This window comes from Dactylosporangium maewongense (assembly GCF_039531485.1).
In the GTDB taxonomy this organism is placed as follows: Bacteria; Actinomycetota; Actinomycetes; order Mycobacteriales; family Micromonosporaceae; genus Dactylosporangium; species Dactylosporangium maewongense.
Genome location: NZ_BAAAQD010000055.1, coordinates 33306 through 45739 on the forward strand (window position 1 = coordinate 33306; position 12434 = coordinate 45739).

General features: G+C 68.5%; 9 protein-coding genes. 5 read left to right on the plus strand and 4 right to left on the minus strand.

Going from position 1 to position 12434, the window contains the following annotated elements; translation table 11 throughout:
* The first annotated feature begins 296 nt into the window (after window positions 1-296).
* Together ABD332_RS57975 and ABD332_RS57980 are read left to right on the plus strand one after the other, a co-directional pair.
* On the plus strand, window positions 297-626 hold the full coding sequence (locus tag ABD332_RS57975) for a hypothetical protein (RefSeq protein WP_344515395.1): 330 nt from the start codon (window positions 297-299) through the stop codon (window positions 624-626).
* Window positions 623-4573 carry a CHAT domain-containing tetratricopeptide repeat protein gene (locus ABD332_RS57980; protein ID WP_344515397.1) on the plus strand — a complete coding sequence of 1317 codons (3951 nt, stop codon included), beginning with the start codon at window positions 623-625 and terminating at the stop codon, window positions 4571-4573. The genes ABD332_RS57975 and ABD332_RS57980 overlap by 4 nt, the downstream gene beginning before the upstream one ends.
* A gap of 360 nt (window positions 4574-4933) precedes the next feature.
* On the opposite strand, the gene ABD332_RS57985 is transcribed toward ABD332_RS57980, so the two are convergent.
* Window positions 4934-6037, minus strand: a complete 1104-nt coding sequence (locus ABD332_RS57985; RefSeq protein WP_344515399.1) for a tyrosine-type recombinase/integrase — start codon at window positions 6035-6037, stop codon at window positions 4934-4936.
* A gap of 260 nt (window positions 6038-6297) precedes the next feature.
* On the minus strand, window positions 6298-7719 hold the full coding sequence (locus ABD332_RS57990; protein ID WP_344515401.1) for a Fic family protein: 1422 nt from the start codon (window positions 7717-7719) through the stop codon (window positions 6298-6300).
* A 434-nt stretch (window positions 7720-8153) separates the two neighbouring features.
* On the opposite strand from ABD332_RS57990, the gene ABD332_RS57995 reads away from it, so the two are divergent.
* Window positions 8154-8843, plus strand: coding sequence for an IS6 family transposase (locus ABD332_RS57995; protein ID WP_344515409.1), 690 nt, complete (start codon window positions 8154-8156; stop codon window positions 8841-8843).
* Here ABD332_RS57995 and ABD332_RS58000 read toward each other — a convergent pair.
* Window positions 8768-9364 carry a hypothetical protein gene (locus ABD332_RS58000; RefSeq protein WP_344515403.1) on the minus strand — a complete coding sequence of 199 codons (597 nt, stop codon included), beginning with the start codon at window positions 9362-9364 and terminating at the stop codon, window positions 8768-8770. The two genes, ABD332_RS57995 and ABD332_RS58000, sit on opposite strands and share 76 nt — an antisense overlap.
* A 159-nt stretch (window positions 9365-9523) precedes the next feature.
* Here ABD332_RS58000 and ABD332_RS58005 point away from each other — a divergent pair, with 159 nt between their 5' ends.
* A complete protein-coding gene (locus ABD332_RS58005; RefSeq protein WP_344515405.1) occupies window positions 9524-10240 on the plus strand; it encodes a hypothetical protein in 717 nt (238 codons plus the stop codon).
* 637 nt (window positions 10241-10877) lie between these two features.
* Here ABD332_RS58005 and ABD332_RS58010 read toward each other — a convergent pair.
* A complete protein-coding gene (locus ABD332_RS58010) occupies window positions 10878-11615 on the minus strand; it encodes an integrase core domain-containing protein (RefSeq protein ID WP_344515407.1) in 738 nt (245 codons plus the stop codon).
* Here ABD332_RS58010 and ABD332_RS58015 point away from each other — a divergent pair.
* Window positions 11614-12252: an IS6 family transposase gene (locus tag ABD332_RS58015; RefSeq protein ID WP_344515411.1), complete on the plus strand. Its 639-nt coding sequence runs from the start codon at window positions 11614-11616 to the stop codon at window positions 12250-12252. The two genes, ABD332_RS58010 and ABD332_RS58015, sit on opposite strands and share 2 nt — an antisense overlap.
* Window positions 12253-12434 lie beyond the last annotated feature (182 nt).

Here is a 12434-nt window from a genome sequence, read left to right on the forward strand (position 1 = left end):
CCATGGGGGTCAGCGTTTCTGCACGTCAGACACGGTATGCCCGCATCGATGGCGTGTGGCCGGACGTGTGTCGTCCGCTGTCGTGCATGGCGTGCGGTCCCCGAACGGTCCCCAGACTGCGCTGACGGTTCTCGATGGCCGGTCTGCCTATCCGGTATGGATGAGCGGTTGGTGGCGTGGTCGCCGTTCGGCCGGTGAGTTCGGGTCGTTCTGTCGAGTTTCCGCCCTGTCGCGTATTGCCCTGGTCGTGCCAGGGTGATGGATACATTCACTGATGGTGATCAAGGGGTGGCGGCATGGGCAGGTTGTTGGTGGCGGTCGACCCTGCGGTTGGGGTTGCACCCGGCGAGTTGGCGGCGCAGTGGGGGGTGGGCGAGGAGACCGCGGCGCTGGGTGTGGCGCAGGTCGAGAAGGCCGTGAACGGCACTATGGTGCCGGGGCTGCTGGAGCTGGTGGTCGTGCCCCTGGCAGTGAATCTGGCAAGTTCGCTGTTGTATGACGTGGTGCGGCGGCTGATCGTGCGGTCACAGCCAGCGGTGGATGTGGCGGAGATTCAGCTGGAGATGACCGATACACCGTCTGGGGATCGGGTGATGGTGGTGCGGCTGCGCCGGGAGCAGCCGTGACCGTGATCCGGGTAGAAGAGCGACACCGTACGGAGGACGGCACGTTCGCCGCCCGGGTGTCGTTCACCGGTGGCGGCGAGTACGACGTGGAGATCACCGACCCCGGGTCGGAGTCCCGGGAGCGGCGGCTGGCGTGGTACTTCGAGGAACATCTGCAGTTCCCATTCCTCGACCGCGACCTTGCTAAGGACGCTGTCGAACAGCTCGATGCCTACGGCACAGAGTTGTTCGGGCAGGTGTTCACCGGCAGATGCGGCGAGCGGTACCGGGAACTGGCCCGGCGGGCGTTCGACGGCTGCCGGCTGGAGGTGTCGGGGTCCGCGGCGTTCCACCGGCTGCACTGGGAGGCGCTGCGGGATCCGGAGTTGCCGGTGCCGCTGGTTGTGCGTATGCCGTTGGCTCGGCGGGTGGCGGCGCAGCCGCAGGGGTTCGAGCTGCCGCCGCAACGCTCGACGTTGAACATCCTGGTGGTGACTGCCCGCCCGGACGGGGCGAAGGATGTCGGGTATCGCACCCTGTCGCGCCCGTTGCTGGACGGCATGCGCCGAGCGGACCGGCCGGTGGTGGTGGATCTGGTTCGGCCCGGCACCTGGCCGGCGCTGCGCGAGCACCTGCGCCAAGTATCTAAAGCTCACGGCAACGGCTTCTACCAGGTGGTGCACTTCGACGTCCACGGCTCGGTGGCCGAGTTCGCGGACCTGGAGAAAGGGCGCCGAGCCGACCGGTTCTTGTTCGGCTCACCCGCGTTCGAGGGCAAACGCGCCTTCGTGTTCTTTGAGACAGCGACCGAAGGCAAGGCCGAACCGGTGTCGGCAGCCGACATCGCCGCGCTGCTGGCGGAACATCGGGTGCCGGTGGTCGTGCTCAGCGCATGCCAGTCGGCGAAGGAACCGGTCAGCGAGGCGAGCCTGGCCCAGCGGCTGGTCGAGGCCGGTGTGCCAGTCGCGGTCGGCATGGCCTACTCGGTAACCGTCACCGCCGCCGAACAGGCGATGCCACTGTTCTACGAGGAACTCAGCCAGGGCGAGGACCCGATGGCGGCTATGCTGACGGCCCGCCGTTCCCTGTTTGAGACGAAGTGCCGCCGAGGGTACTTCGAGCAGGACCTCGAGCTGGAGGACTGGGTCCTGCCGGTCGTCTTCGGACAGCACCCGGTCAACCTCGGCCTGGGTGAGATGACCGCGGAGCAGTCCGCACGGTTCTTCCAACGCCAAGCGCTGGTCGGTGACGAACCGGTGGTGGAGTACGGGTTCGTCGGCCGCGACCTCGACATCCAGGTCCTGGAACGGCGACTGCTGATCACCGCCGACCGCAACCTGTTGCTCCTGCGCGGGATGGCCGGCGCGGGGAAGTCGACCCTGCTGCGGCACGTCGCGTGGTGGTGGCAGCACACCGGCCTCGTCGAGCACGTCTTCCGATTCAGCTACGAAGACCGCGCCTGGACCACCAGCCAGATCATCCGCGACATCGCGACAGTCCTGTTGGACCGGGTCGAGCAAGCCAAGCTCGAAATGCTGCCCGAACCAGCGCAGCCGGAGCGGGTCGCACAACTGCTCCGCGCCCGCCGATACCTGCTCATCCTCGACAACGCCGAATCCATCGCAGCAAGCCCCGCCGCCATCCCCCACGCTTTGCCCGAACCGGAACGCGAACGCCTGGCCACATTCCTGTCCCGGCTCCGCGGCGGCCGCACCCTAATCCTGATCGGCTCACGCGAAGCCGAACAATGGCTGGCACCACGGACGTTCCGTGACAACATCCATGTCCTGCCCGGGCTGGACCCGCAGGCAGCGTCAGTGCTGACCGAGCGCATCCTGCAGCACCACGGCGCCACCCGTCACCTCACCGACACCACCCAACGCGACGCGCTGCAACAGCTGACCGCCCTGCTCGGCGGCTACCCACTCCCGCTCAACGTCGTCCTGCCCAGCCTCGCCACCAGCACCCCGGAACAGATCCTCACGGAACTCCGCGCCGGCGGTGACAGTGCCGACCCCGTCGGACTCATCAGCAGGGCCATCGAATACAGCCACGGCAAACTCAACCCCGCCACCCAACACTCACTGCTGTTCCTCGCCCCGTTCACCGCCAGCATCCCCGGCCCCGCCCTACAGACATACCAGCAGCTCCTGAACGAACACAACGCCGTCCACACCCTCAGCCCGATCGATCTGCAAGCAGCCGTCGCAGAGGTCATCCGGGTCGGTCTCGCCACCCCACACCCACAACTCCAAGACTGGGTGCACGTCCTGCCCGTCCTGCCCTACTTCCTACGCACCCGCCTCACCACCCACCCACCCCAACTACCCGCCGCCGCCAACCAAGCCCACTACCAGCTCTACACCACACTCGGCACCGAAATTCAGCGACTGCTGACCTCCCACAAACCGCAGCAACGACACCTCGGACTAGTCATTGTCCGGACGGAATACGCCAACCTCACCACCGCCCTCGACCACGGACTCGACACCGGACAACCCATCCTCCCGATCCTGCGAGCGTTAGAGGAATACGTCGACCAGACCAAACAACAAGACACCCGCCGGCACCTCCTAGACCACGCCATCACCGCCACCCGACCTCCCGGCAACGCCGAACTCCAACGCGAGCTCGCCCACTTGCACCACCTAGCTGGCATGGTCGCGCAGGAGCAGCGGCGGTTCGAGGAAGCCGAAGGCCACTACCGCCAAGCCCTCACCATCAGCCTAGAACTCGGCAACCGGCACAACGCCGCCACCAGCTACCACCAGCTCGGTATGGTCGCGCAGGAGCAGCGGCGGTTCGAGGAAGCCGAAGGCCACTACCGCCAGGCCCTCACCATCTGGCTGGAGTTCGGCGACCGGCACAGCACCGCCAGCACCTACCACCAGCTCGGCGTCGTCGCGCAGCTGCAGCGGCGGTTCGAGGAAGCCGAAGGCTACTACCGCCAAGCCCTCACCATCAGCCTGGAATTCGGCGACCGGCGCAGCACCGCCATTACTTACCATCAGCTCGGCATGATCGCGCAGGAGCAGCGGCGGTTCGAGGAAGCCGAAGGCCACTACCAACAATCCCTCACCATCTGGCTGGAGTTCGGCGACCGGCACAGCACCGCCAGCACCTACCACCAGCTCGGCATGGTCGCGGAGCTGCAGCGGCGGAACGAGGAAGCCGAAGGCCACTACCGCCAAGCCCTCACCATCCTGCTGGAGTTCGGCGACCGGCACGGCGCCGCCATCACCTACCACCAGCTCGGCGTCGTCGCGCAGCAGCAGCGGCGGTTCGAGGAAGCCGAAGGCCACTACCAACAATCCCTCACCATCAAGCTGGAATTCGGCAACCGGCACAGCACCGCCAGCACCTACCACCAGCTCGGCAGGATCGCGGAGGAGCAGCGGCGGTTCGAGGAAGCCGAAGGCCACTACCAACAATCCCTCACCATCAAGCTGGAATTCGGCGACCGGCACAGCACCGCCCTTACCTACCACCAGCTCGGCGTCGTCGCGCAGCAGCAGCGGCGGTTCGAGGAAGCCGAAGGCCACTACCGCCAAGCCCTCACCATCAGCCTGGAGTTCGGCGACCGGCACAACGCCGCCCGCACCTACCACCAGCTCGGCATGGTCGCGCAGGAGCAGCGGCGGTTCGAGGAAGCCGAAGGCCACTACCGCCAAGCCCTCACCATCTGGCTGGAGTTCGGCGACCGGCACAGCGCCGCCAGCACCTACCACCAGCTCGGCGTCGTCGCGCAGCTGCAACTGCGGAACGAGGAAGCCGCCGACGCCTACCTCAACGTCGCCGTCGCTTGGCATCACACCATTGGCACCTGGCCAACTGACACGCTGCAAGCCCTCAAGCGCATCAGTCGCGAGGTGACCGCAGACGTATTTACCGCACACATCACCGCTATCGTTCCGGCTGACCTGCGCAGCGAACTTGCCAACGCAATCCAAGAGGTCGGAGACAACTGAGCAAAGCCACCCACAATGACGCCCGTGCACGGCCAGGCACAACTGCCATGACCCGGCGACAAGGCCCCTGTACACCTTGACCAGCGGTCAAGGAGCGCTACATGGGCCGAACTTGACCGATCTGGTCCCCAGGACGCCAAAATGGGCCGACCCAAGAAGTGGATCAGCCCTCTGACCTGCGTCGGGACGGCGGGATTCGAACCCACGACCCCTTGACCCCCAGTCGTCGGAGGCCCCAGCGACGTGCTCAAGCACGTTCTCCCAGGTCACCACAAGCATAAACCTGCCGAGTAAAGGGGTCCAACGGATCACCTCATCGTGACGACTGCCGGCCCTGTCGGTCCCATCCGCCTGCCCAAGTCAGGGCGCGATGAGCTCGGCGATTCGGTGGGTGGCCTGGCGGCGGCGGGCGGCGCTGACCCGGGTGTAGTAGCGCATGAGGGTGCCGGGGTCATGCCCGAGACGTTCGGCGACCTCATGGATGCCGTACCCGCCATCGAGCAAGCTCGAGACCAGCAGATGCCGGACCTGATGCGGGCCGATCGAACGGACCCCAGCATCCGCGGCGAGGCGGTTGAACCGGCTGGTGACATTGTCCGGGCGCAGCGGCCGGCCGGTACGACCGGTGAACATGTACCGCGAACCCGCCGGTGCCTTCGCGTGCGTCTTGGTGGTGGTGAGCGTTGTGAGGGTCGCCGGGTCCAGCAGCAGGGTGCGGGTGCCGTTGTGCGACTTGGGCGGCTTCTCTCGGACCTCGCTGGTCGGGTCTTCGATCACCCGTTGCCGGCACACCTTCAGACTGCCCTGATCCTGCTCCAAGTCCTGCCACATCAGCCCGCACAGCTCGCCACGCCGCAGGCCCGTGGTCAGCAGCAGCCGCCACAGCGGATAGAGCCGATCACCCTGGACTTGCTCGAGGAAACGCCGGGCCTCGGCCAGGGTCCACACCGGTCGCACCCGGTCGCTCACCCGCGGCTTGTGCGTACCCAGAGTGCGTCCGGTCTGCGCCGCGAAGGCTTTGGTCAACACCAAGTCCAGCGTGCGCAGGGTACTTCGGGAATAGCCGGCCTGCTCCAGATCCCGGTAGGCGCGCTCCGTCATCCGGGCACTGAGCCGGGAGGCTCGTACCTTGCCGATGTACGGGTAGAGCAGCCCGAGCAGCCACGTGTAGTTGTACAAGGTGTTGGGTTGCAGTTCCTGCTCCCGCGACCGCAACCAGTCCTGACACACGGTCTGCATCGTGTCGCTCAGCCGTGGCCGGGCCAGGTTCGCATCCCGGCGGCGGCTGAGGCGGCGGTACTCGACCAGCGCGGCTTGCTCGGTGGCGAACCCGGCCCGCCGGGCCTGCATACGCGCCCCGTTGCGGTCGCGTCCCAACTCCAGCCGGAACCCGAACGTCCCCGTCGCTGGATCTCGAATGATCATGTCGGTGTCGGCCATGACGATCACCTCAACTTCGGTCAAGGCCCCCGCACCACGAACATCTCTCACCTATACCAACGAGGCGGCCAGCCGGTGCGTCACGGCCGGTCCGACTCCGCGGCCCGGGCGGTCGCCCGATCGAGGGATCCGCCACAGCGGCGACGTCAATCACTCGCACCGACGCCGAAATCACCGCGCGAACGCATCGCGACCGCGGAGTCGGAGACATACGGGCCGTCGCCGACTGCGACCCGGCGGACCCCGCCGGACACGACTGGAGTTCGTGCCCGGCTGGTCGGTCCTCAGCGCCGGGTCTGCTCGATGAGCGCGGCGACGAAACGGGCCAGCCCCTCAGCGCCGCGCGGGTCGGCCGCCGGCCAGCGGGTCATCAGCAGCGGCGCGGCCCGGGCCAGCACCACCCCATCGCTGCCGAGCACGAAGTACAGCGCGAGCGCCGCCGATCTCGCGTTGCCGTCAGCGAACGGGTGGAAGAACAGCACGTCGAGGAACACCCTCGCGGCCCTCGACGGCAGCGGCACAAGTGGGTCGGTGGCCTCGGCCAGACATGCCTCGAACGCCGCCGGCAGGTCGTCGCGGTAGGCGTACCGCTCCCGGCCCGCCCTCGCCCACGCGGACGTCGTGCGGAACCCCGCCGTGGTGGTGCCGAGCACCTGCTGCTGCCACGCCTGGAGGCGGGCGAACGTAAGCGGGCCGCCCGCGTTCGCGTCCTCGCGGACCAGCGCCAGCGCGGCAAGGACCGTGCGGCACCCGCGTTTCGCGAAGTGCTCGGCGATGCCGTCCCGGTGGGTGCGCACCGGCCCTTCGACGTGCCCGGTGGCGTGCTCCCAGCGGGCTTCCCGCCGGATCCGCCGCCACGCCGCCAGGGTGTCGGGCACCACCACTGGCGGCGGCGTTCGTGGCGCCCGCGCTGCGGCCGGCAGCTCCGTGCTGCGCCAGCTCGGCCAGTCCTGCGGCCAGATGTCGGGCCACGCATCGTCCGGTGGTGGCGTGATGCCGGTGAGAGCCGCCGCCAGCGACTCCGCCGCGTCGGCCACCTCCGCGCCCTGCGGGGACACCGAACTCCAGAACCGCCCGCCGACCGCGGCCTCGACGAGCGCGTCGTGCCCGTCGCCCGGCACCTCGGCGACATCGAGGAACCATTTCAGGGCCAGGCTGCAGACCGGGTACCAGTGCTCGTCCGCACCGGACCGGGCCGCGACCGCCGCGACCAGCGTGGCAACCGTGGCCTCCCAGGCGACGAACGCCGCGCTGGACTCCGCGGGCAGCGGCAGGTGCCGCGCGAACAGCTCGGCCAGGTCCTCGAGGAACGTCCGCCAGTCCAGCAGCGCCCCGGCGACGGCTTCGAGGGTCTCCTCCGGCGTGGTGATCGAGTCCCGGGCGCCGTTCCACCGCAGCACCAGCGCACCGTCGGCGGTGCGCCCGCCCATCTGCGCGTTCCAGCCGGCGGCCCAGCCACCGTAGTGCTCGACGAGCGCCGCGTCCATCGCCTGCTGCCACGCCCAGCGCGCCTCTTCAGCGGCCCGCTCCCGGCTCCAGTCCGCCTCGGCCGTCGCCGGATCGAAGACGGTGAAGCGGTTGTACCGGTACGGCGCCGGCACCCCACCGGCCGAAGCGACCGCCCGCACCACATCATGCACCGTGCCCGGATCGAACGGATGCCGGGCAGGATCGACATCCGCCCAGGTGAGCGTCGCAATCGTCATCGCCGGTCATCGTGCCATGAAGCCTGCCGTTCCGTGGGGCGGGTCTCGACCACGTCGTTCGCCAACGCCACCAGCAGCGGCCCGGACATCGACGCGGTCGCCGTCGGCACGTCCGTTTCACGGAACCCGCATGGACTCGACTCGCTGCACCTCGACTCCCACGCCGACCCAAATCGACATGCCGAGTGCGGCCGGGTCGTTGCACGTGGTGAAGCGGACGGCGGGGGCGGCTGCCGAGCGCTCAGCGGCTACTCGGCCAATGGATCTGCGAACGGCCGGTCGAGAGCAGTGCGGCACCTCGCCAGCGTGGCCGCGATCTCGGGGTGTTCGCGTTGCAGCGACTGCAGGTTGGACCGGAGGACTCCGTTGCATCGATCGATGCCCTGGTCAGGCAGGCTTGGACGGTGAAGCACTCGAACCGCCGGCGTCCAGTCCTGCCACCGCGGTCAGCGTTCGCCGGGTTCCGGTTCCTACCCGACGTCATCATGGTCGCCGTCCGGCTCTACCTGCGGTACAACCTCTCCGACCGCGACGTCGAAGAACTCCTCATCGAGCGTGGTGTCGAGGTCGACCACGTGACCGTCTTCGGCTGGGTGCAACGCTTCACGCTGCTGCCGGTCGACGCAGCCAGATTCTGCCGGCACGCACCCGGCGACAGGTGGTACGCCGACGAGACCTATGTCAAGGTCAACGGCGTCAGGCGGTACGTGTACCGCGCCGTCGACCAGCACGGCCAGGTCATCGACGTGCTCGTTTGCGCCCTCCGCGACGCCGCGGCGGCACGCCGGTTCTTCCGCCGGGCGCTGACCACGTTGAAGGTGCGACCCACCGAGGTGATCACCGACGCAGCGCCTGTGTACCCAGCGGTCCTCGATGAGCTGGTCCCGTCAGCGTGGCACCACGTCGAGCCTCATGCCAATAACCGGATGGAGGCCGACCACGGCCAACTCAAGCACCGGCTCAGACCGATGCGCGGACTACAGACCGACCGCACCGCGCAGACGATCATCGCCGGACACACGTTCATGCAGAACCTCCGCCGCGGACACTACGAACTCGGCATCGACGCACCACGCGGACTCCGCATCGCCGCAGCGTTCACCGAACTCACCACCGCCATCTGAAGATCCGGGTGGTCGGAAAGTGTGACATCGACGCCACGGCGGGCGACCGCAACGGCCTCGTCGACGTTGGCGGCATCGGTGTCTGACCCGCCGCGGCCGAGCAGCTTGCCGGTCAGGCTGGACAGGAACAACCCGAGGTCTGGATGATCGGCCAGCGTGAGCTCCACCGCTCGGCGGGCCGCGGCCAGGGCTTCCCGCCGGCCCGAGCGGTCGCCGATGCGCTCGGCCCGCGCGCCCAGCGCTCCAGCCAGGTTCAACAGATACTTGGGCAGCGTGGCATGGCCGACCGGTGTGGCCTCGACCGCGGCCCAGCCGACGGCAACCGACTCGTCCAGGTCCGCCAGCGCCCCCACCCGGTCGAACCGCACGCGAGGCGCGCCACTGAGGTTGGTCTGGCACCTGGCCCGGTCGGGGTGTCCCGGTTCGACCGCGCCGACCGCGCGACGGCCGAACGCCACGGCCTCGTCGAGGTCGGTCACGTGACCCGTGCGGTCGTAGCGCAGCCGCAACCCGTAGCCCACGTTCGACAGGAACTTGGCGGCGTCCGGGTGCCCGGGCCGGACGGCCTTCGCGGCCCGGCACAGCAGGGCAACTGCCTCGTCCAGGTCGGACAGTGACCCGAAGCGATCCCGCGCAGCTGCAACGCGCTGCCGAGGGTGCTCGGGGCCTACCCTTGCGGCATGCGCATGGTGTACGTCCGGACTTCGATGCCCCACCCGCTGGTGGTGTCGCTGCTGGACGGGCTCTACCCGAGCCGCCGGCCGGCATGGAAGGCGCCGGACGGATGGCGGCTCGACCGTGCGGAGGGTGCCGGGGTCGACATACGGCTCCAGCACTGGTACAGCCATGACCTGACCGACGTGACGCTGCGCGTCTGGGGCGGGTGCGGCCCGCAGACGGTGCAGCTGCTGACGCACTTGCTGGAGCATGACGGGGCCGGGTTCTGTGACTGCCGGCCGGCACGGGACTTCACCCGCGGCTGGCGCGACGATGGCGTGCCGTTCACCGCGGCGGATTTCGCGGGGGCCCTGCACGCCTCCGGCGGCAAGGATCCGCTGGACGTCCTCGCGGGCGGCCCGGCCGAGACCGCCGACGGGCTGGGGCTCGGCTGGGGTGTGGTCGCCAACGTCGCCCGCGGCACGCGACTGTTCGCGCCGCGGGCCAACGTATGGGTGTCGGAGCGGTTCAACGGCGCCGACGACCGGCGCTGGGTCGTCGGGCGGCACCGGGGCAGCGGCCGGTTCATCCGCACCGTCGTCGACGAGACCCTGCTCCAGCACCGGCGGCCGAAGGAGCTGTACAGCCCGGCCGTGCTGCGGCTCATGGAGTCGGTGTCGGTGGCGTTCCTGTCGCCGGCCGCGGAGGCCGCCGGGTCTGGTCTCGTACCCCGTCCCTGACGCCGTCATGCCCTTTGCGGTCGATGCGGGCCCGCATGGCGTCCGCCATCCGCCGGAGGTCGACGTCGTGCTCGTCGATCTGCTGCTCCACCGCCGCCACGGTCTCCGACGGGTCACCTGCAGCGGCGACGGGACGTCGATCAAGTTCCCCGCCGTCGCCTGACCGCACTCCCCAGGAAACGCGGTCGGATGTCTCCGCCGAGTCCTGAGGGACTGCGCGCACATGCCGCAGGTCTCGCGCGGCCCGCCGATGTGGAGATCGTCACGCTTCGTGGCGGCGGCCCGCCGCGTCGAACCGCAGCCGCATTGCTCGCTCGTGCCGCAGTGCGCGCGGGCGTGCGACCATCCGGTCTTCCGTGTGGTGAGCGATCAGGCCGCTGCCGGCGCAGTGCCGCCAACAGATCCAGCGGTCGCCGGGATCACGGGGACCGGGGGACCTCGGCTGCTCGCCCGATCAGGGTCCGGTTCTCCCCCTGGGAAGATGCGGGCGGGTCACCGTGGTGGATGATCCGCCCGTACCGTGTTCGCGTGGAGGAGATCGCACGGTACGGATGGCTGGACGAGTCGCCGATCTGCGAGGCGGCCTGCGTGACGTTCGGAACCTGTCAAGTCCAGTGAGACAACTTCTTGATGTTGGTTACCTTGCTGGTAGCGGTGCTGATGGGTGGGTCGTGTAGGCGGGCTCGTCGGGGTCGGTGCTGTCGGGTTTGTTGATCCATGCCCGGTGTGGGATGTCAGGTGGGGTTGGTCGGCGGCGTCCGAACCGTTCGGGGTGGGTGGCCCAGGCGGTGTCGAGGGTCTGTTGCCGCTGCCGGCGGATCTGTTCGGCGGTGCCGTGGTGGACCGAGGCCGGGGTGTGCAGCCCGATTCCGGAGTGGCGGTGTTCGTGGTTGTAGTAGCTGTAGAACGCGTCGCAGTATTGGCGGGCGTGCTGGATGGAGCCGAACCGGTCCGGGAACGTCGGGTCGTACTTGAGTGTTTTGAAGCTGGCTTCGATGTACGGGTTGTCGTTGGACGTCTTGGGTCGGCTGTGACTACGGCCGATCTTCAGCTCGGTGAGCAGCTGGGTGACGGTCTTGCAGGTCATCGCTGCGCCGCGGTCGGCGTGGACGGTGAGCTGGTCTGGGTCGACGCGTTCGCGGGTGGCGGCGTCGGCGATGAGCGCTTCGGCGAGCTGGCCGTCCTCGCCGGCGGCGACGAGGTGCCCGACGACGTAGCGGGAGTAGATGTCGATGGCCGTGTAGAGGGGGTCCGTTGCATTGATCGATGCCCTGGTCAGGCAGGCTGGAACGGTGAAGCACTCGAACCGCCGGTGTCCAGTCCAGCCACCGCGGTCAGCGTTCGCCGGGTTCCGGTTCCCACCAGACGTGATCATGGTCGCCGTCCGGCTCTACCTGCGCTACAACCTGTCGTACCGCGACGTCGAGGAACTGCTACTCGAGCGTGGTGTCGAGGCCGACCATGTCACCGTCTTCCGGTGGGTGCAGCGCTTTACGCCGCTGCTGGCCGACGCGGCCAGATTCGGCCGGCACGCGCCGGGCGACAGGTGGTTCACCGATGAGACTTATGTCAAGGTCAACGGTGTCTGGCGGTACGTGTACCGCGCCGTCGATCAGGATGGGCAGGTCATCGATGTGCTCGTCTCCGCCCGCCGCGACGCTGCTGCGGCACGACGGTTTTTCCGCCGGGCGATGGCCATGTTGAAGGTGCGACCCACCGAGGTGATCACCGACGCGGCGTCGGTGTACCTGGCGGTGCTCTGTGAGCTGGTTCCGTCGGCGTGGCACCACGTCGAACGCCACGCCAATAACCGGGTGGAAGCCGACCATAGCCAGCTCAAGCACCGGCTCAGACCGATGCGCGGACTGCGGACCGACCGGACCGCGCAGACGATCATCGCCGGACACGCGTTCATGCAGAACCTCCGCCGCGGACACTACGAACTCGGCATCGACGCCCCACGCGGACTCCGCGTCGTCGCGGCGTTCACCGAACTCGCCACCGCCATCTGAAGACCGGCCGGCACTCGCTTCAACGCGCCATCCGATCGGCAAATGCAACAGCGCCCCTCAGGGCTACGGTAGCCGAGGTCGCGTTGGATGCGGCGATGGTGAGATTCTGCTCGTTGGTGCGGTGGTGGAAGAAGGCGTGGGCTCGCCGCGACGGCATCCACGAAGTGTTCCTCGCCCTTGAC

What these genes read in the sequence shown, in the direction of transcription:
- ABD332_RS57975 (WP_344515395.1), top strand. Translation starts at nt 297, where the DNA reads ATGGGCAGGTTGTTGGTGGCGGTCGACCCTGCGGTTGGGGTTGCACCC.
- ABD332_RS57990 (WP_344515401.1), bottom strand. Translation starts at nt 7,719, where the DNA reads ATGACGATTGCGACGCTCACCTGGGCGGATGTCGATCCTGCCCGGCAT.
- ABD332_RS58005 (WP_344515405.1), top strand. Translation starts at nt 9,524, where the DNA reads ATGCGCATGGTGTACGTCCGGACTTCGATGCCCCACCCGCTGGTGGTG.
- ABD332_RS58015 (WP_344515411.1), top strand. Translation starts at nt 11,614, where the DNA reads ATGGTCGCCGTCCGGCTCTACCTGCGCTACAACCTGTCGTACCGCGAC.
- ABD332_RS58010 (WP_344515407.1), bottom strand. Translation starts at nt 11,615, where the DNA reads ATGATCACGTCTGGTGGGAACCGGAACCCGGCGAACGCTGACCGCGGT.